Annotated in this window: 16 protein-coding genes; 5 read left to right on the forward strand and 11 right to left on the reverse strand. The window is 41.9% G+C overall.

The features are described 5' to 3' along the window. Positions 1-16 precede the first annotated feature (16 nt). From E0E36_RS17165 to E0E36_RS17175, 3 genes are read left to right on the forward strand one after another with little or no spacing between them, the layout of a single operon-like run. Positions 17-3,466 (forward strand): SusC/RagA family TonB-linked outer membrane protein, encoded by a 3,450-nt coding sequence (locus E0E36_RS17165; RefSeq protein WP_242627285.1) that lies wholly within the window; start codon positions 17-19, stop codon positions 3,464-3,466. An 11-nt stretch (positions 3,467-3,477) separates the two neighbouring features. Then, positions 3,478-4,995, forward strand: a complete 1,518-nt coding sequence (locus E0E36_RS17170; RefSeq protein ID WP_013665775.1) for a SusD/RagB family nutrient-binding outer membrane lipoprotein — start codon at positions 3,478-3,480, stop codon at positions 4,993-4,995. A gap of 5 nt (positions 4,996-5,000) precedes the next feature. Continuing rightward, the gene (locus E0E36_RS17175) at positions 5,001-6,530 is read left to right on the forward strand and encodes a DUF5689 domain-containing protein (protein WP_130857005.1); all 1,530 of its coding nucleotides are present in this window, start codon (positions 5,001-5,003) and stop codon (positions 6,528-6,530) included. A 52-nt stretch (positions 6,531-6,582) separates the two neighbouring features. Here the strand turns inward: E0E36_RS17175 and E0E36_RS17180 are convergent, their stop codons facing one another. The 6 genes from E0E36_RS17180 to E0E36_RS17205 form a co-directional block, all read right to left on the reverse strand. After that, positions 6,583-7,554: a DMT family transporter gene (locus E0E36_RS17180; protein ID WP_242627287.1), complete on the reverse strand. Its 972-nt coding sequence runs from the start codon at positions 7,552-7,554 to the stop codon at positions 6,583-6,585. A 65-nt stretch (positions 7,555-7,619) separates the two neighbouring features. Further along, positions 7,620-8,471: a helix-turn-helix domain-containing protein gene (locus E0E36_RS17185; protein ID WP_013665778.1), complete on the reverse strand. Its 852-nt coding sequence runs from the start codon at positions 8,469-8,471 to the stop codon at positions 7,620-7,622. Between the two features lie 192 nt (positions 8,472-8,663). After that, complete coding sequence (locus tag E0E36_RS17190) at positions 8,664-9,296, reverse strand: hypothetical protein (protein ID WP_130857007.1); 633 nt, start codon at positions 9,294-9,296, stop codon at positions 8,664-8,666. A 432-nt stretch (positions 9,297-9,728) separates the two neighbouring features. After that, the gene (locus E0E36_RS17195) at positions 9,729-10,103 is read right to left on the reverse strand and encodes a hypothetical protein (RefSeq protein ID WP_130857008.1); all 375 of its coding nucleotides are present in this window, start codon (positions 10,101-10,103) and stop codon (positions 9,729-9,731) included. A 12-nt stretch (positions 10,104-10,115) separates the two neighbouring features. Continuing rightward, positions 10,116-10,421 carry a lipocalin-like domain-containing protein gene (locus E0E36_RS17200; protein WP_130857010.1) on the reverse strand — a complete coding sequence of 102 codons (306 nt, stop codon included), beginning with the start codon at positions 10,419-10,421 and terminating at the stop codon, positions 10,116-10,118. Beyond that, complete coding sequence (locus E0E36_RS17205) at positions 10,414-11,328, reverse strand: zinc metalloprotease (protein ID WP_130857012.1); 915 nt, start codon at positions 11,326-11,328, stop codon at positions 10,414-10,416. Before E0E36_RS17205 ends, E0E36_RS17200 begins: the two co-directional genes overlap by 8 nt. Positions 11,329-11,421: 93 nt before the next feature. Between E0E36_RS17205 and E0E36_RS17210 the strand changes: the two genes are divergently transcribed. After that, positions 11,422-13,563, forward strand: a complete 2,142-nt coding sequence (locus E0E36_RS17210) for an endonuclease (protein WP_130857014.1) — start codon at positions 11,422-11,424, stop codon at positions 13,561-13,563. A 16-nt stretch (positions 13,564-13,579) separates the two neighbouring features. Continuing rightward, entirely contained in the window at positions 13,580-14,440 is an 861-nt protein-coding gene (locus tag E0E36_RS17215; protein WP_130857015.1) for a hypothetical protein, read from the forward strand. Positions 14,441-14,448: 8 nt separating this feature from the next. Here E0E36_RS17215 and E0E36_RS17220 read toward each other — a convergent pair whose 3' ends face one another. The 5 genes from E0E36_RS17220 to E0E36_RS17240 form a co-directional block, all read right to left on the reverse strand. Next, positions 14,449-16,239: a cytochrome-c peroxidase gene (locus tag E0E36_RS17220; protein WP_130857017.1), complete on the reverse strand. Its 1,791-nt coding sequence runs from the start codon at positions 16,237-16,239 to the stop codon at positions 14,449-14,451. 71 nt (positions 16,240-16,310) lie between these two features. Further along, complete coding sequence (locus E0E36_RS17225; RefSeq protein ID WP_207303776.1) at positions 16,311-17,798, reverse strand: alkaline phosphatase PhoX; 1,488 nt, start codon at positions 17,796-17,798, stop codon at positions 16,311-16,313. Positions 17,799-17,904: 106 nt separating this feature from the next. Then, positions 17,905-18,441 carry a hypothetical protein gene (locus tag E0E36_RS17230; protein WP_130857019.1) on the reverse strand — a complete coding sequence of 179 codons (537 nt, stop codon included), beginning with the start codon at positions 18,439-18,441 and terminating at the stop codon, positions 17,905-17,907. Positions 18,442-18,593: 152 nt separating this feature from the next. Beyond that, positions 18,594-19,799, reverse strand: a complete 1,206-nt coding sequence (gene hmpA, locus E0E36_RS17235) for an NO-inducible flavohemoprotein (RefSeq protein WP_130857020.1) — start codon at positions 19,797-19,799, stop codon at positions 18,594-18,596. A 54-nt stretch (positions 19,800-19,853) separates the two neighbouring features. Then, entirely contained in the window at positions 19,854-20,291 is a 438-nt protein-coding gene (locus E0E36_RS17240; protein WP_013665785.1) for an RrF2 family transcriptional regulator, read from the reverse strand. Positions 20,292-20,395 lie beyond the last annotated feature (104 nt).

Genomic DNA, 20,395 nt, shown 5'->3' on the forward strand with positions numbered 1-20,395 from the left:
GTACTTTAAACAAGTAATGAGAATATCTTACATAATTCTACTTAATGTACTACTGATCGCTCAGAGCCTATGGGCCAATGGAGCACTTGCACAATTATTGGAGAGGGAAGTAAACCTGACTTTAACGGGCGACAATGCTTGGTCGGCCATACAAAAACTGGAAAAGCAATCGATCCGATTTGCTTATCACGCAGAACAACTTGGATTGGGTAAAATACGCGTGCCCGATCAGACATTTGAGGGGGAAACGGTAGCACATATTTTACAATATCTCTTTCATGATTCACCGGTTAAATATACAGAGGCAAATGGCTATATCATCTTAAATAAGAGACAGCAAGCAGTCAAAGTTATCGGACAGGTAACCAATAAAGATGGTATGCCCTTGGCTGACGCAACAGTTCGTGCGATGGAAGCTAATCGCGCTGTGCTTACCGATACGGAAGGACGTTTTAGCCTATCCTTAGTACCTGGTAACTATCGCTTGGAAGTTAGTCACCTAGCCTTTGAAACCGAGCGACAAAATATGGTTGTTGAACCCGAGAAAAATAGTCCGATCAGCATCGCGCTTACAGCAAAAGTGGGCGAATTAAATGAAGTGGTTGTAACAGCTTTAGGGATCAAGCGCGAAGAAAAGGCTTTAGGCTATTCCACCACAACTGTCAAAGGTCAGCAGCTAACAGAAGCCTTATCGAGTAATTGGATGGACGCCTTATCAGGCAAAGTGGCAGGTTTAAATTTAATGCGCTCTAACGCTGGTCCGGTAGGGTCAACTAAAATTATTCTTCGCGGCGAAAACAACCTTACCGGCGAAAACGAAGCACTGATCGTTGTAGATGGAGTTGTCATCAACAATGGATCCGGTCGCCGTTCGGGAAACAGCTCCGATGCAATATATGGTACAGGAAGCGATAACATGCCGGCAGACTATGGTTCTGGCTTGGACGATATTAATCCGGAAGATATCGAAAGCGTCACGGTACTCAAGGGACCGGGAGCGGCCGCACTATACGGTCAAAGAGCAGCAAATGGCGCGGTAATCATCACCACAAAGTCGGGGAGACGTAAATCGAAGGGATTGGGTGTTACGGTTAATTCTAATTTTTCAATGGAAAGTGTGAATCGCTGGCCGGATCTACAATACGAATATGGGCAAGGTCTTGGAGGGGCGGCCTACTATTCTTACGGAGCATCGGTAGATGGATCAAGTACCAGTGGAACAAGTTCCGCGTATGGACCTAAATTTGACGGGCAATCCTTTTTCCAATATGATCCTATTAAACAGGCGGTGGGAGATCAACGAACGCCTTGGGTTCCTTATAACAATATAACCGATTTCTTCGAAACAGGTAAAACATTTACAAACAGCGTTACTATCGATGGGGGCACTGATAATACCACAGCACGCTTCTCGGCAACCAATGTAAATAATTCATGGATAACGCCCAATACAGGGTATAAACGGAACACCTTTGCTTTATCGGTAAATTCTAAAGTGAGCGAAAAACTAAGCATCAGCTCAAAAATTAATTACAACAACCGTTGGAGCGATAATTTACCGGGAGCCGGTTATGGAAACCAATCGCTCATGTATTGGTTTATTTTCTGGCAACCGAGTGCTGATTTAAATTGGCTGAGAAACTATTGGGTAAATGGCCAAGAAGGATTGGCTATTAGGTATCCTTTTAGCACCTATCCGGAAAACCCTTATGCGATATCGTATGAATTTATTAATAGCAATAATCGACATACTTTTACCGGTAATGCACAGGCTTCCTATCAATTCGACAAGCGTTTCAGTGTGCAGCTTCGTACAACGTTGGATTTTTCAAATGAAAACAGGACCCAAAATCGTCCGTATGACGCGGGTTCAAAATTACCTGAAGGAAGTCATCGCACGCAGCATATTTTTTCGAAAGAATCTTCAGCTGATTTCTTATTACGTTACAACACGAATTCAAAAGGGATCGTTGATTTCGGAGCAACACTTGGTGGAAGTACACTGCAAAACGAATATCGCCGTGAATCGCTTACTTCAGATGGCTTGAGCTATCCCGGGGTTTACAATCATAATAATTCGAAATATGGGGTGGCCACTAATCAGGTAATCGATCGCTTTGAAATTAACAGCTTTTACGGATTACTGACCAGCGGGTATCGTGATTATTTGTTCCTGGATGTTACGGGGCGTATTGACTGGACAAGCACACTCGCCACCCCACAATATCCTAATAAAAGTAAAGGCTTCTTTTACCCATCTGTTAATGGAAGTTTTATCCTGTCGGAGTTTTTCAGTTTACCGCATGTCATCAGCTTTGCTAAGCTTCGTGCTTCTTATGCTGAAGTTGGATCGGGTGTACAACGCCCTTATCAAACGCAATTTGTTTACACCTCACCTAATAGCCTTATCGGTGGTTCATTAGCGAATCCTACAACCTTAACTAATCCTTTTATAGAGCCGTTACGTACGCGTTCCATTGAATTGGGTACAGACGTTCGATTGTTTGACAGCCGATTTAATGTAGATGTGGCGGTCTACAAAGGGAATACGTTTAACCAACATCTTTATCGCGTTATCGATGCCGCCTCGGGGTATCGAAATTACCTGATGAATATTGGCGAAGTAAGCAACCGTGGAATAGAAGTGGCCGTCAATACCGATCAGATCAAGAACAAAGATGGGTTTAGCTGGTCGTCAATGATTACATTTAGTGCGAACCGGAATCGTATCGAAGAATTGGCTGATAGTTCGTTGGTTTTGCAACAACGTTCAGTCGGTTCGGGTCAACTGGTAGCCCATGTAGGTGGCAGTATGGGCGATCTTTATGGGATCGGGTATCTGCGCGCGCCGGATGGTCAAGTAATTTACGATGAAAAAACTGGCTACGCTCGATTAACCAATGATGTTGTTTATCTGGGTAACACCATTCCCAAAGGGAAAATCAGTTTTGGTAATACCTTTTCATATCGAAATCTTCGGTTAAATGTGCTTTTTGATGCGCAATGGGGCGCCGTAGCACACTCCCTCACGCATTATAAGCTGGCAGAACAGGGAAAAACCAAGAATACCTTGCAGGGGCGGTATAGTGGCATTATTGGCAATGGTGTGATACAGAACCCCGATGGTAGCTATCGGCCTAACGACGTGATCGCAACCAATATTGATGAATATTACCGATCGCACTACGGCGCTGATAATGCGGAGGGAAGCACTTATCCGACCGATTTTATCAAATTTCGAGAGGCAAGGCTTGATTACACATTACCTGCCAAATTAATATCCCGTTGGGGGGTAGAGCGTGTTACGCTTGGAGTATACGGACGGAATCTCTTTGTATGGACAAAATGGCCGGCATTTGATCCTGAGTTCGGTACCTTGGATCAGGGCGATATCGTAAAAGGCTTTGAAATTGCTCAGTTCCCCTCTACCAGAACATACGGACTTAATTTGATTGTTAGCTTCTAAAATATTAAAAAATGAAGAGAAATATTATTTATGGTCTTTTGCTCCTTGTCGCTGCATTACTTAGTAGCTGCGATAAAGGCTTTGAGGAATTAAATACAGATCCTACTAAAACAACGGAAGCTTATCCTTATCAGTTTATGGCTAATGCGCTCATCAATTCGGTGAGCTATAACATGGCGCGCAACCGCACCTTTAATAATGAACTGATGCAAGTAACAGTATCACTTGGTGACGGGGATGGAAAAGTGTTTCGTTATGACTTTCGGCGAAGCTGGGCCGACTATTTATGGAATAGCCACTATACGGAGCTTACTAACTACAAAGATCTCTATCTCAAAGCACTCGAAGGGATAAACTTTAATCGTTCGTATCAAGGAATTTCGCTGCTTTTGCAAACGTGGACTTACTCTATTCTGACAGACACCTATGGAGATATTCCTTATTCGCAATCGAACTTGGGACGCGATTCCCTGATCTTGGAACCTCGTTTCGATGCGCAAAAGGACATTTATTTAGATATGTATCAGAAGCTAGATTCTGCTAATACATTGCTAAGCAGTAACGATATTATTGAAGCCATACATGACCCTGTGTACGGTGGAGATGTTAGTAAATGGCGTAAATTGTGTAATTCGCTCTACTTAAGGTTGTTGTTGCGTGCGTCGCACAAGGCGGATGTGCAGGATATGGTGATCTCAAAAATACAGGAAATCTTAACCAATAGTTCAAAATATCCTGTATTTACAAATAACGATGATTCTGCCATTTTGCGATGGACAGGCGAAGGTGCCTATCGCTCACCCTATATGAACACCAGGGCACAAGATTTTAGGGGAGTAGGAATCTGTAGTTTTTTTATTGATTTCTTGCGTGATACGAATGATCCACGCATTAATATCCCCGAATACGGAACTTCAGGCATTAATCGTTGGGGAATCGCTCCGGTTTCGGGAAATTTTGTGGGGGTGCCATCGGGCTATGCAGCAGGGACTGAAGAATATACCCGGATGTCTTATTTCTATTCTTATGACCAAAATAGTGGGGTTAACAGTTTGCAGACAGAGCCGCTGACCGGTATAATTATGAATTTTGCTGAGCTGCAGCTTATCAAGGCAGAAGTCGTGCTTAGAGGTTGGGTGGCGGGTTCTGCCGAAGAGTACTTCTATAGCGGTGCGGAAAGTAGTATTAAACTTTGGTTACCCAATTGGGATGTGTCAATACGTGCACATTTGGCTGCATCAGATGTACAATGGGACGAATCGGCCGGTTTCGAGGAAAAGATGGCACGTATTCACCAACAAAAATATTATGCTTTGTTTTTGGTAGATCTTCAGCAGTGGTTTGAATACAGGCGAACCGGTTACCCCGTGCTACCTAAAGGTGAGGGATTAGCAAATAATGGCGAAATGCCGGCCCGCTTATTTTATCCGGTATATGTTCAGTCGTCAAATCCTACTAATTACAAACTGGCTATTGCGCAGCAGGGGCCTGATGAAATCAATACAAAAGTTTGGTGGCAAAAACCATAAATGCAATGAAGAAAACGAGTTTATATTTACTTATACTATTAGTGGTTGGTATGCTGTTGTCTGCGTGTACCAAGACAAATTACCCCGGGGGTGAGGTAAGTCCTTACATCGGTATTTATGACCTCCGGAGTCTCTATAAGGATAGTCCGGTGACGCTGACCGTCGAATCATTGGGCGGTTCAAGCAAAATTGCAGGATGGGTTATTTCCGATCATCGGGAAGGGAACTTGCCTGAAGGATTATTAATCATTCAAGATAAGCGCCGTTTAAACTTCCAAAGGGGTATCAGTATCGCTCTGGGGGCTGAAGCTGCGGATTACCTTCCAGGGGATTCCGTGGTGATCGACGTGGTGGGGGCTGAGATGAATCGCGTGGATGGCATCCTTCAACTAAGTGGTATCAGTACGGAGAAGGTTACCCGTGTAGCCAGTGGTTTGACGTTACCTGCTAATGTCGTGACTATCGACCAGATTTTGCTAAAACCGAATGATTATGAAAGTACACTTGTCGCCATTGTTAAGGGTGGTTTTAACCCGATACCAAAGACGGGAGAAACAGTTGGCGGCTCAAAAACGATCAACGACGGTTTCGGTAACTTAACATTGGAGACGGATAATCAAGCGGCCTTTGCAAATCAAGAAGTTTATAAAATGGCCAATTATTATGGAATCATTTTCAACCACATTACAGATAGCGGTACTTTAGTGCCTTATCATCGTCCTCGACGCGGTGCAGATATTGTCGCTTTAAATTCAGACTATGCGATTCCGAAGGTTATCATCACCGGGTTTGCGAGCGACCCTCGAGGTACGGACGCTAACAATGAATACATCCAGTTAATGGCTACGCAGGATATCGATTTCTCGAAGACACCTTTTTCTTTGGTCACCACCAATAATGCCAATGCTTCTACACCAACAGGTTTTCCCGCCAATGGTTGGGCCACGGGAGGAGTACGGACTTATAAATTTAACTTAAGTTCAGGATTTGCTCCTAAAGGAACCTATTTTTATGTAGGTGGAACCAATAAGCGGATTAACAGCACAAACTCCACCGATATATCGAGTGCAAACTGGATTACAGCCTACGCTTATAATAGCAATCCAGGTTTTGATTTTGGTAATCCCACAACTAATCTGCTGGCCAACTCCGGAAATGCATCTGGAATTGCCGTTTTTGAGGGTACCGAGGTTACAAAGGAATCAGTCCCGGTTGATGTTATCTTTGTTGGTACCGGAGGTAGCTTGTTTAACGGAAGCAATGTAGGCTATCCTATTACAAATACCGATTGGTATGATATTATCAATCCGCTTGATATGGCAGTACAAGCTTTTTATCGAGCCGGCACGAACACAAAAGCACTTACCTACCATACGCCATCGGATGCGGGTTACTTTTATATGTTAGGTGGCAAGTATAATCTCGCCCTTGGTAGGTGGACTAAAGCACGTAGCCAAGGCAGCTTTTTAATGACAAAAGAAACACAGTTAGAAGAAATAGAAGGAGAAGAGGCCACTAAGCTATTGGATAATTAACAGTCGGTCAGGTCGGTTGGATCTGTTATGAGTCAACCGACCTGTTTTTAGCTTAAGCAGATCGTAATTTATTCTTTTTTGCGTGCTGAATAGAAAGCGAAATTTGGAAGATCATACCAAGGATAATCACGAGCATACCACTAAAACCGTAGAGATTTGGTAGAGAAGCGTTGATTAACCAAATTTCACCGATTAATGTGAAAAATATTTCGAAGACCTGCGTAGCTTCTACAGTCGCTAATGCTATCGGATCGTGCTTCACCATCTGAGTAGCTTTATAAAAACCTACTCCACCCAGAAAACCGGAGAATATGGCTGAGTAAAAAGATGCCTGCAATTGGGGTCCGGGAGCCATACCTACTTGCGAAAAGGCATAGGTGGCAAGTACTAACCACAAGGGAAGAGAACCTACCGTTAAACCCAGCACTCTTTGCATGGCATTTAGCGGCACCTGTCGGCTATCCAGTTCTATTAATAATTTGCGATTGGCAAGTGGCCAGACAATGGCTCCTACGAGCACCAAAACGAAGCTGATCATCAAGGAGCGTCCGTCATGCAATTGTATAAGTTTATCAAGTTGCATGATCAGCACGCCGAATACAACTAATAAGGAAAGTGCCAAAGCTCTAACTGGAATTTTCTTTCGATGATCGTTATAAAGAAAGGGTGCTAAAAGCACGCCTGCTAAGATGTTAATCTGAAAGGTTGCTGCAACTAGCCAACCGGGAATAAGCAAAGAAGCCAATGCCATACAGGTATATAATCCCCCAAATCCGATGCTCCCCCATTTAAAAAATAAAAGAGGATAACGCTTTATGGCCTGCCAGAAAGTTTTGAATTTCTTTGTAACCAATAACGGGAGAAGCATTACAGGAATCATAAATAAGCTTCTTAAGCAAGCTGTCCATGCCCAATGACTACCGGTATGGGCTAATAAACTATTGATGGTAAATGTAGAGGATAAAAATAGCGCGGAGATAATGCCTATTATTATTGCCAAAATTGTATTCCGTTGTGCCTTCATAGGAAGGCAAAAATACAAGTCATGCGAACAGGGCTATAGTGATTTCCTGTTAATGTCCGGTACTTTTAGGCACTGTGTATCGCTCTATACTTAAGTGGTGTGAATCCGGTGACACGCTTAAAAAAGCGGCCGAAATAAGCGGGGTCATTGAATCCTAGATCAAAAGCAATCTCTTTTACGCTGTTCGAAGTGCTCAACAGCGCCATTTTTGCTTCTGTTAAGAGCTTATCTTCGAAAAGTTCATGAACCGTTTTCCCGGTTGCTTTCCGACAAATCCTATTGAGTGTTTTCGCTGGCACATGAAGCATATTAAGGTAAAAATTAATTCCATGTGCATCGCGGTAGTGCTTTTGGATCAATTTCCGCAAATCCAAGAGGACTTTACGCTCCGGATTCGATAAAATCACCGACTTTTTCTCAGAAGCATGTTTGGTGTTCAATAGTAATAAGAGGCTAGCTGTTAAATGAAAAAGCATATTCTTACCTAGCGGTTTTTGATTCTGCTCTAACAAAAGAAGCTGAATAATATGTCTAAGAAAGCGTATTGTATCTTCATCCATATCAACAAAAGGCTGCGTACTAAATGTATCAAAAAGGCCTTTGCCTTCTTCCTGTGGATGTAAGCTGAAAAAGTATTGCATTAATTCTTCACTGATCAGAAATATCCACCCTGAGCGTTCAAATTCCGGGAATTGGTGCACCTGCCCGAGCTGAAGGAAATATATACGATTCCGTTGAAGCGGATAGGGCTTAAAATTAATAAAGTGTTCACCATCCCCTAGGGCCCAAACCAGTTCGTAATGATCATGGCGATGCGGTGTGGCAGATAGATTTTGATAGTCTTTCTGTAAGCGTTCGATCCTCAGGTAATGTTCTCGAATAAGTGTCTGTACCGGTAATTTTTTGAATTTTTGCATGCAAACTGTTCCTGTATCATTGAAGTTTGATGTCAACGAAAATATGAAAGTCGACGAGTGAAAAAAAATCGGTTAGTAAAACAAATTTGATAAAAATGCGTTATTGAGATAAGGTTTAGGTTGATTATAATACACAAAGGCTGTCGTTACTCAAAACGCAGCCTTTGTGATTTCTCGATTTCTTCTAAATCGTTATTCTCCAAGCGCGTGTACAATGGCATTCCTTTGTACGGTGTCTTTTTCTTGAAATTGTATACTACGTTTATACGTATCAAAGGTGAAAAAAACCTCACCGGGGCTCGCTGAGTCATCATCAAAAAACAATTTAAAACTGTTCGTTGAAGGTTTGTTGGGATCAAAAGACTTTTTATTCGACGAAAACGCCAAGGGCTGAATAGGAGCTGCTTTCATTTTCCGAATGCCATCTACTTTCCATAAGCTCGCTAGCGCAGTTACAAATGCGTCACTCGGCGCTCCGGCACTTTTAAAGGTGATGCTTCCTTTTTTAAAGCCATCTTTCTGATTAACAGAACCATCTTTGTTAATGCCGGCAGGAATGTTTTTACTAATCTCAACTAAAAAACTGACGGTGTCGTTTTGATAAAGCCCTTTGGCGGTATACGCAATGGACGTATCACTATCTTTTTTGTCTGTTAAGCTGAGATAGATTACAGACGGATTATCTGGATTGCTGGCTATTGGAAACAATCTAACGGTTTCAGTTTTAGTCGCGTCTGCGCTTTTAGGCTTATTGTTGCAGGAAGTAAGCAAAGTAATTGCCGAGAGCATCACAAGGGGCCAACCCAATTTGTTATATGTATTCATTATATAAGCGTTTAGAAAGGTTTTATTCTATTTTTAGAAACGTTGCAAGTTACCTTTTGTTTTTGATTCTTACCCCGTTTTTAAAGCACCTGACGTGCAAGCTTTCAACGAGTTATTTCCATGTTATAAACAAAATATAAAATAAGCTATAATAAACATGAAACAGATCTTATATAAAGATTCAATTTTATCGTTTATTAACCGTTTTTTTATCGTAAAATCATCGTATCTTTTATAGTAAATTTACGATGAAAAAACGATGATATTACGATTATTTTGGATATTTAACCATTTTCATATTCTTTTTTCTATGTCTTTATAACCTAAGTTATGGTAAAGGACTGGTTACAGTGGGTGAAATAACATGAGACCCTGTTACCTATATCCGGTACGAGGTTAAAGATTCAAGGCGGTATAGATTCGAGAAAGGTATTAACGATTTTCAGGCTTTCTTTCCGATATCATTTTATAGTTGGCAATACTTTCTTTTAGCGCGCCGATTTTTTCATTTAATTCTTGATCAAAATCTTTATCGCGTCCCAACTGGGCTCTATGGGTTGGGTCTGTTAAAGTTTCCAATTCTGCGACTCGCTTGGATATCTGATCAAGCATTTTAACCGATAGTCCTTTTTCACTTAGCGTAAGTTCTGTTAAACGGGGCAATAAGGCAATCAATAAGGTAAATACAGAAGCTAAAATGAAGTAAGCGTAGGTCTGTCCCTCTGTGTGCTTATCATCGCGAATAAGGGCATAGACGAAAATGAATATAGGAAATATTAATAAAATCCGGTTATCAATTTTTTTCATGATCGATTATCTTTAAACCTCTCTTTTTAGTACCAGCTTTTCCGTACTGATTTCGCAGATGGTATATTGCTCTTTATTATCGGTATCAAAACGTAAAATGAGTTTATCTTGCTCCAGCTGCCACGATCCCGTGTCAGATCGGGGTACATCATCGCGGCCGGGATATGAATTGACCAACTTCCCGTCTTCTTCCAGGTTGATTTTATCACGTCCTCTAGCCAGGGGCAATGAAAACCCCTCAGGTCGATAAACCATTTCATCGCCGCTGTCCTCTTCAAAAGAGTGAACCCATTTCCCTTTTAAATATTCTTTATTCATTGTCTTCAATGGCTGGTTTTGTCGCGAGTAACGAGGCGCGCGGGCCGAGCAAAGTGGCTTTCATCCTAGCGGCTTGTCCCTTTGTGAACATAAACATACTGTCGTCATCCACATAATCCATGTAGTTCATAAACATGTCGCCATTGGGAGCATTGTTACAGGAAATTTTCGGAAAAGTAGGCTTTTCATAATTAGGTCCCAATTGGTTTGGCGTATCTTCTACATAATCGGTATCTTCACAGGAATTGCTTCTTCCGTCGCCGAAGATATGGGAAAGATTCAGGTAGTGCCCTACCTCATGCGTGGTAGTCCGCCCCAAATTGAAAGGTGCTTCGGCTGTACCCATGGTACCAAAGGCCCTGAAATTAATGACAACGCCATCTGTATCACTTGGACCGCCAGGAAATTGTGCATAACCTAGGAGACCTACCTGTAGGTTGCAAACCCAAATATTTAAGTATTTGTCGGTCGGCCAGGCGTCAATGCCACCCATCTCGGTGCTTTTCACTGCATTGTCGGTGCCAAAAGAGGCCACTTCGGTCTGTGTTCTCGTAATGCCGTCAGGAGTCAGTTCAAAATCAATAAAACAATCCGCGGCCAATTCTTCCCATACGGAGGGCACTTTTCCCTTATCCGTATTCTGTCGGCGAAAATCGGCGTTTAACACCTCTATTTGACTTCTTACTTGCTCATCCGAAATATTTTCCGTTGGTGTATGATAGACGATATGCACAACGACCTGAATCTTAGCGGGAGCAGCAAACCGTAAGGTCTTGCGTCCCTCTAAAACCTTGTCGATATCACTTTCAATAAGTGCTTGCGCCCGCATATACTCAGGAAAAATATCAGCTTGGCGATGAAAAACTTCCATCGTGGCGCAGTGCCGTCTTTTTTTGTCTTGCTTCATTTTAGGTCTTTTTTTATAAAACTTTTTTTTCTCGTTTTAGTTTCAACAATAGGTTTAAATTTTTGTTAAATGCAATGAGCCAATATCTCATGTATGAAAATGCTTTCTCTGTTCCTAGACCAAATTCAACGCGTTCGTGATCGGCAAAAAGATAAAAAGATCTCATCGGTTGAGAAATCTTCCGAGATAAAAAATAGGCCGTTAACAGCGGTCAATCCATTAGATCTAAGCAACTATTTAAAACAGCATGATCTTTCCGTCGAACAATTTATCAATGATCCGAATTTTCAGGAGCGGATCATCGGACGGAACGATTTATTGAATGTCCATTATTTACGCAAGGGAGCGAAAGCAGCGCAGTCGGTTTGTCGAATTCATATTACATCGGACGTCGGACCTGCAGGTTTTGGAACCGGGTTTTTAATTGCTCCGCAAATTCTGCTAACTAATCATCATGTTTTGCCTACAACCGAATGGGCGCGATATTCCAGTGCCGAGTTTAACTATGAGGAAAACGAAACAGGTGCAGTTTTACGAACAAGTCAGTATCGTTTTGATGCTGATAAGCTGTTCTATACCAATGAAGTCCTCGATTTTACAATTGTATGGGTGGATCACAACGATAGACAGGGAGTAGCCCTTTTACAGCAATTCGGTTTTCTACCTTTACGCAGTGATTTAGGCAAAATTAAGGAGGGTGATTATGTATCCATTATTCAACACGCTGACGGTTCCCCAAAACAAGTCGTGTTACGTGAAAACAGTGTGACGGATTTATCGCTCACTCAATTTGTTCGCTACGTTGCCGATACAAAAAGTGGTTCTTCCGGAGCCCCGGTTTTTAACGACGATTGGGAAGTGGTAGCCCTTCATCATGCGGGTGTTCCCCGTTATAATACAGCAGGTCAGATTTTGAACCTTGCCGGAACGGTATGGGACAGCGCGGAAGGAGAAATGCAGATCAATTGGCAAGAGAACGAAGGCGTACGCGTCAGTAGTATTATACATGACATCAGAAGCCATGCTATTAAGCAATTTTCCTTTTTAGCTGAATTTTTTGCGCCGCTTTCTGATCTATCTATTATAGAAAAAGAGTCGGGAATCCAACCGGCCGAGTTGACCGACGAACTTTATTATCCACAGGCTAACGATGAAGAAGACAAAAAGAGATATTATCAAGAAGTTGGTGATGTGGGGGAGGCGGATTATAACCGATTACAAAGACTGTTGGAAAGTAGTCATACGAATCCCTTATCCTATCAACCGTCTAAATATGTGTATCCAAAAGTAGATATATACCCTGATGGGCTGTTAAGAAGTATCTATTCGGGCAAATCCTTCACCATAGAGGAGTTGCAATTGGCTGATCAACGTATTGATATCGAACGTAAGCTTCGGTTTATAGAATGGAGTAAAAAAGCCGGCACAATGAACCGTGAGGATTATCGGAGCGAGCTTAAGACAATCGAGAAGGCCCTGCCCTATAATTGCGAACATGTTGTTTGCCAATCTTGGTTTGATGCACGTGAACCAATGAGGGGCGATTTACATCATCTGTTTGCCTGCGAACCTCGGTGCAATAGTTTTCGAAACAATCATCCCTATTATGATTTTGAGGGATACAAACCAATACCATCGCAAATGGAAAAAGAAATGGCCACTTGCGGCTATATGGAAGATGATCAGTTTGAACCCGAAAATAACAAAGGAATTGTGGCCCGGGCTACTTTATACTTCCTGTTGCGGTATCCGAATGCAATAAGTGTTTATAAAGACGAAGATATCGTGTTATTGAAGCGATGGGCAAAAGAACAAGCCGTTACGCTTTACGAGAAACATCGTAATCGGGAGATATTTTTGTTGCAAGGCAATAGGAATCCTTTTATTGACTTTCCGGAGCTGATAGATTCTATAGACTTTCAAGTGTCTGAAAAAATACTAGCGGCAGTACCTCACACTGCGAGAGAGGTAAAAAGTAGGAACTTGGCGGCGGATGTCAAACGAGCGGTTCTAATGCGTTATGGTTACGCCAATCCGGATCCCTCCGTTGTAGAAGACACGAAGGCAATGACCGATTTTGAATTCAGTGATAATCAATATTTGATGCTCTCCGCGTCATTTAACGATATAGCCGTCAGGTATAGCACCAAGCCTCGTAAAATTACCGTCAGCGAAGTACAGGCGTGTGGCAGTATAAAAGATTGTATTGATTTAGTGTATGCAGCAATTGCTTAATAAAACTTTGAATACGATGAGGAAAACAATCTTATATTACTTCTTACTATTTGGAAGTAACGTGGCCTTTTCACAATCTTTAGACCGGTCAAACTGGTTTGAAAGGAATATCAAAATTAGGCAGTCGATGGAAACCGCCGAATTTCGGGAAGTACCCGCGCAGTTTCAGATAACTTTGCCAAAAAGTGATAGCAGCTCTTGGTTGGTGAACGTAGGTGTATCGATGAACCTCAGCAGCAAAAGTACCCGTTGGATTTCCTCGCTGATTGCCGAATACCACAAAAATACACTCACAGCGGTCGAACAACACAATATGCAAGCTGCTTATGGCTTCTCGGGATTAATAAATCGGGGAGCAAAAAAATCATGGTTTCTCAACGGCAATGCCGGTTACACCTATGATGAGATAAGTCGTAGTCATTCATTGATGGGTAATTTTCTATTTACGTTTATGGGTGATCGTGGCCCAATTAACACCTATAAATTTGCCTCTGATACCGGCAGTCGTTTTTATATTTCCCCATTTTTAGGATTCCAGATACAGGAAACTATGCAAGCCTTTGATGAGGCTAGTCAAGGGTTACTTTTGCGTCCTTTATTTACCCTTTCCGCTTACTTCGATATTATCCGAAAGAAAACGCTTACACCGGATCCTTTGCTGCGTATTGCCGTTGATTATACCGGGCGTACCGATTTAGTTAATTCGACGAATATTGACGAGGGTTATACACAGTTATTGCAAAGTGGGATTGAGTGGTTTCTGGTTGATAAACCGATTAGAGTGAGCTTGGGTGGTTCTTTCAATTACGGTTCCGATCCACTAAGGGGCTTAGCGAAGCAACAATATTGGTTATTGTCTTTAAACCTCTATAAGTGACTTGCTGGCTACTCATCGCTTAAGGCTTGCATAAAAGCGACGATATCCCGAATTTCCTGCTCGGATAAATTCAATTTTTGATCCGAAAGTGTTTGGTTGTCTAAATGAATACCAATCCCGGCACCGCCTCCGCGGTTATAAAAGTCCACTACTTCTTCTAACGTTTTATAAACCCCGTTATGCATATACGGAGCCGTTTTCGCAATATTTCTCAGTGTCGGTGTCTTGAAAGCGTAAGCGTACTGTTCGTATGGATTTAACAAATACCGACCCATATCCTTATCTAAGGTTGCATGCAGTGTATCCGGTTTTTCCGGGACACCCAACACTTCTGCCTCTGTCTTATCGAATAGAGGTGCCGGGCTTCCGTTGAAAAGTGGTATAAAATGGCAAGTAGCACATTTGGCTTTTCCCATAAACAAGTTGGCACCTATTTTTTCTGATTCATTTAATTGTTTAAGGTCGCCTTCCATATATCGATCAAACTTTGAGGTAAAAGGCGCCAAAGAACGAATATACGCCGCAAGTGCATGTTGAATCTTCCATGGATTGATCTTTCCGGAACTAGTACCGTAAGCTCGGTCAAAAAATGCTACAAACGTGCTGTCTTTCTGCAGTTCCTCAGCGGTCATGGTCAATTCACCTTTCATTTCCATTTCATTGTGTACTACATCTAACGCTTGGTCCTCCAGTGTGCCTGCTTTATGATCGTAAAAAAATGCTCGTTGAAAACCGGCATAGGTAAGGGTGGGTGTATTGCGAAGTAAGCTCTTTTTAGTGTCAATTCCCCTTGCTTTTACCAGCCCATCTGTAAAGGCCTTATCAGCATGATGGCAACTGGCGCAACTTTTCCGGTTTCCGTTTGATAGACGGACATCGTTAAAGAGAGCTTTACCAAGTGTCGCCTTTTCGTTTGAAAAATAGTCGTTTTTATTGCTGACAAACTTGTTCACGTTTAAAGCTGAGCTTCCGAAAAGACTGTTGGCATCGTCATTCAGCGCAGAAAGACTCGGTACGGTAGGCAAGCTTAATTGTTTGCGTAATTTTTGTAGAGACGCATTGAGTGGGTTCAAGTAGTCCGTAATAAAGGTCAGACGATCAAAGCCATTAAAACTATTATGGTCTTCTAAATAGGAGATTGACCGGTCGATAGCTGTTAACACGTCATCATGTTTTGTATAAAGGAAGAGGGTGTTTCGTAAACCTTCCAGAGAGGCAGCGGCTTCGGGGAGAGACTCTAAAGATAAGGGAGCGTCAAATCCGGTAATGCCTAATGCGGTGATCCGGAAAATCTCCAAGCGCATCGCATCAAATACTTGCGCACTAGTAATGGTATAATCTAACTGATATTGCTGTATCCGTTTCAGTGCTACACTTAATTTTTTGATTTCATTAATCATTTCGGCACGAGCGGCGGTATCTAATTCATTATAGAGATAATCTTCAATGACCTGAAATCCTCCTGGAGGCTCTATTAAATTTTCACCAAGTTCAATCTCCGCTATGGGAGGGCCATTCAAGGCTTTCACCGTCGTGGGAAAAAAATACTCCAAGTAATATTCAATTTTCTTGAATTGCCTTCTACATGCCAAAAAAGATCTTTTAACAGCTGTTATGTCCTTGCCTTGTTGAGCTAAGGGCATCAATGAATCATTTACAAGAACGGTAAGCTTTTGTATCTCTATTGATGCATAATCCTTACTATTTGCAGCTGTATCTGTTGCATTGGGTGAACAAAGCGTTGCCAAAAAAATGAGTGCAACAAGCAAAGTCGATAGAATAAAATGCCGATGCGCCATAAGCGATATAAAAACTAAAATACCCTTGTAGCCTTGCTACAAGGGGAAAATAGGTAGATGTGATGAATTGGTTATTTAGCAATTCCTTGTACAATGACCACTTGTCCGCCTTCTTTGTTATCTGTCAATCGGGCATCGCCCCCATCTGCATTTAAGTATTTGTCATCTTTCCACGTGTGCGGGTGAATATTGACGACAAAGGTATTGGGTTTACCGATTAGATCAGATATATCATACATAGCCCCATACTCCCAAGTGCTCAACGTTTGAACGTTATCCGGATTGTATTTTGCGTTAAAAGCTGCTTCATTTCTTCGGTGGTTCATTTGAAGCATCGGTTTCAACTCTTTTGTTGCTATGGCGTATTGCCAAATCGTTCCATCATGTTTGTTTTCTTTATAGAAAGAGTCGCCGTCCTCCTGAATGTATACGAAATTCTCCGTTACGCACAGGTTATCTGGATTTACAATGCTCTCACCTGGGTTATCGATGCCGTCAACAGCTATTTCCAATTTTCCTTTCAGCGGGTTGTCTGCGTCTAAAACCAGTTTATAAACGCGGCCCCACATGGTTTTCCCTGTTACAGGTGTCAATTTATCAGACTGACTTACGCCGGTAGCGGTAAAGTAAACCTCCCTGCCATTGGCTCCTCCACCTTTTTTATAGTCGATATCCTCTACGCGGGCAAACATAATGGCGTTTTTTTCCACGGTTTGTTGTTGTAACTGCGCACCGGTGCTGGATTTTACGTTATCGAGTTCAACAAACTCTACATCATAGCTGTTCCCTTTCTCGATATCCGTTTCAACAGTGTTATTGTCACTTCTCTTTAGTACATATAGCTTGCCATCTTCCAGGTTGCCCTGATTATTCGATACGTACATGGCCACCTGTCCATCCCCTTCATCTTCGCCAATGAGGACCACGGTTTTTCCTGAATAGGCATCTTTAGGTAATGGTACAGCATTCTCAGCGCTCCAACGACCAAAGGCAAGATTTGTACGTTGCGTGTTTTTTTTATCAATCGGCCCTAATGGGTCAATCACATGGATTAAAGATTCAGCGCCGCTTTCCCCCGCAGTGAGGAATAACGGTTTTGAAAAGCCGTGCTCTTCCGGTGTTGCCAAGGTTGCCGAACATAAACGGGTCATGCCCCCATCCGAATCTACAATGTATTCGCCTTTGATCGGTTTTAATTCGTTGTTTAAGTATACTCTTGAAACCGATTGCAGTATCTCATGATTATTGATAAGAATGTAGCCGCTTCCATCCGGATTTTTAAGCATGCCTGCACCATCAGGTTGCGCACCAAAGATAAAGTCCGGTGATTCCGGTAACACGTCATCACTGCTAATGAGCGTAGTGATTTTTAGATTGTCGAAACCCGCAAGGGTTTTTATTAAGGAAGGATTAACCGACTGATCAACAATTTCCAATTCCGGATTTGTTTCATTGTCGTTTTTGTCGTCGTCTTTACTACATCCCCCTATCAATACGGTTGAAAGCACAAAGGATGTTATACCTAATCGTAAAGCATATTTAGCGTTTATGTTTAGCATAGTCTTCAATATTGATTTGCTATAAAAATAGTTGGTCAATATGAGCTAAGATTTAAGACTATGTTAATTCTTGGTTGGTAAAAAAATGGATTCTTTTGAAGAACGTTTATTCAACTACGCGTACAATTACCGGTTCCCCGTTAGCCATACCACTTACATTACCTGCATTATATTGAATCGTATAGGTGCCTGGTTGAGTAATGCCATATCCTTTCATGATCGAAAAGCGTATACTGTCCGATGTGGAAGGCGCCACCGTACAATAGCTCTCGGCGGGAGGAGGCATCACTCTTTTCGCCATAGCACCGAGATAAGGCACTTCTGTTCCTTGTGTATTGGTAATGGTGAGAAAATTGCTTATAAAGCCTTCAAACGGTGTATGGTATTGCGTAAAACGCAAGGTATCCTTTGTGGGGTTGTATACTTTGAACACGATGGGAAGGCTATCCGATAAACGGACAACGCTATCGATTTCCAATACGGCAACCAGCGTAGTGTCTCCATCCATCAGCGATTCCGCTTGTTTGGCCCGAAGGCTTTCAGGTTCTTCGCCCTGCTTAGTTGCATTTTGTTGGCACTGAGTGAAGGTGAGCAGTAAGCCGGTCACTAATAGGGAATAACAAATACTAAATTTCTTCATCATATACCACAAAGGTAAGTTTTTTAAATTAACTACAAGTTCCTGAACTAATACGTAAACAAAGTTATGGGTTAGCGGGAATGATGGTCTAATGACAATGCAGTCAGGTAACGATGCACTACTGTTTGTTAAGAAGTGCATCGCTAATTTTAGCATTAGGCTGCTGAAATTGAAGCAGGTCCAAATTCCTCGAAGTGTATCGAATCTTTTGAGATTCCGATAGACAAAAGGTAATTATAGTGTGTTTTTATGAATGGGCCAGGACCGCAGATATAATATTGGGCCTGCCGATACAAGAAGTCCTCTGGAATCTTATTAAGGGAAACCCATCCTGGCAGGATATCTCCTGTTTTCGAGTCGCTAACAACGTCGTAAAAGATATGCTGTTGTAGCTTACCGTGTTGTGATGAGATATGATGTAGATGTTGTTTAAAAGCGTGTACTTGCTCGTTACGACATCCATGAATCCACGTTATTGGTACCGGAGACTTCCGGTCGACTAAATGTTCTAGCATGGATAGGAGGGGTGTTTGACCAATTCCGCCACTAATAAACACTTGTGGAGACGTTTCTCCTTGCTTCAAAATAAAATTCCCCGAGGGTGCTGAAAGATCAATAATAGCACCTTCTTCAATATGTTGATGCAGACGATTACTGATCATGCCATCCGGTTGTTTTGCTCCAATTTCTTTTTTAACAGATATTCGATAATAGATACCATTTGGTTTGCAGGATATACTATATTGTCTGGGCTGCAATAACCCAAGTTCAGGAAGGAATAAACGTAAACTGACGTATTGGCCTGGAAGAAAATCTGCCACTGGTCCGTTGTCAGTTGGGTAAAGATAAAAGGAGGTGATTTCTGCAGATTCCTTTATTTTTTTCTCCACTCGGAAGGGACGCCAGCCAACCCAGCCACCGCTTTTTGTTGATTTTTCTTTATATAGTTTCTGTTCGTGTCCGGACATGAGCTGTGCAAGTTCATGATATGCCTGCTCCCAAGCTTTCAATAAATCTTCTGAAGCTGCATCTCCCAGCACTTCTGAAATAGATGCAATGAGGTGTCCACCCACAATGGCATATTGTTCCGGCCTTATGTCGAGACTGGTGTGTTTCTGTCCAATGCTATCAACGACTGGCATCAGTATACCGGGATTATCGATATGCTCGGCATAGGCGAGCACAGCCATCGCAAGAGCCGTTTGTTGTTTTTTATTTTGCTGATTCCCCATATTGAATACGTGTTTCAACTCGGGATTGTGCTTAAACATCCTTTCGTAAAAGTGAGTAGTTAGTAGTACTCCATTCTCTTTAAGTACCGGTACGGTACCTTTTACAAGTGCTTTCTGTTGTTCATTCATTTTTATTTCAGTTGTTAATAAAAGACTTTAAAGTCTTTTATTTGGGTAAAAAAACTATTTATTTAATGTAAGCTGCCCTTTGATAAGTTCTGCATTGAACTGACCAATGGTCGTGTTGCGTAACATCAGCGTGATCTGATTTCGAACTTTTTTAAATTCGCCATGTAAGGGACAAGGATATTCTTCCGAACAATAAGATAGACCCATTCCACAACCTTTAAAAATCGTGTCACCTTCTACCGCTATTACAATGTCTGCTAAAGGGCGACTAAAGCCTGAGGTATCAATATAAAAGCCCCCATTAGGGCCTTTAACCGATTGAATTAGCCCTACTTTGCTTAATTTTTGCAGTATTTTCGCTAAAAAAGCTTCCGGGGAATTTACAGCATCAGCTATCTCCTTGATACCTGTACGCTGCCCTTCGTGTGATCGTTGTGCAATGTAGAACACAGCACGCATTGCATATTCTGCCGTTTTAGAAAAAATTCCCATAGCTTTCGTGTTCTTACAGTTATCCTGTGACAAATATAATGCATGTAAAATAAAAGACAAAAATATCTTTTATTATTCCGCTAACTTTTAATATAAGTTCCAAC

Origin of the sequence: Olivibacter jilunii, from assembly GCF_900607235.1 — a bacterium.
Classification (GTDB): domain Bacteria; phylum Bacteroidota; class Bacteroidia; order Sphingobacteriales; family Sphingobacteriaceae; genus Olivibacter; species Olivibacter oleidegradans.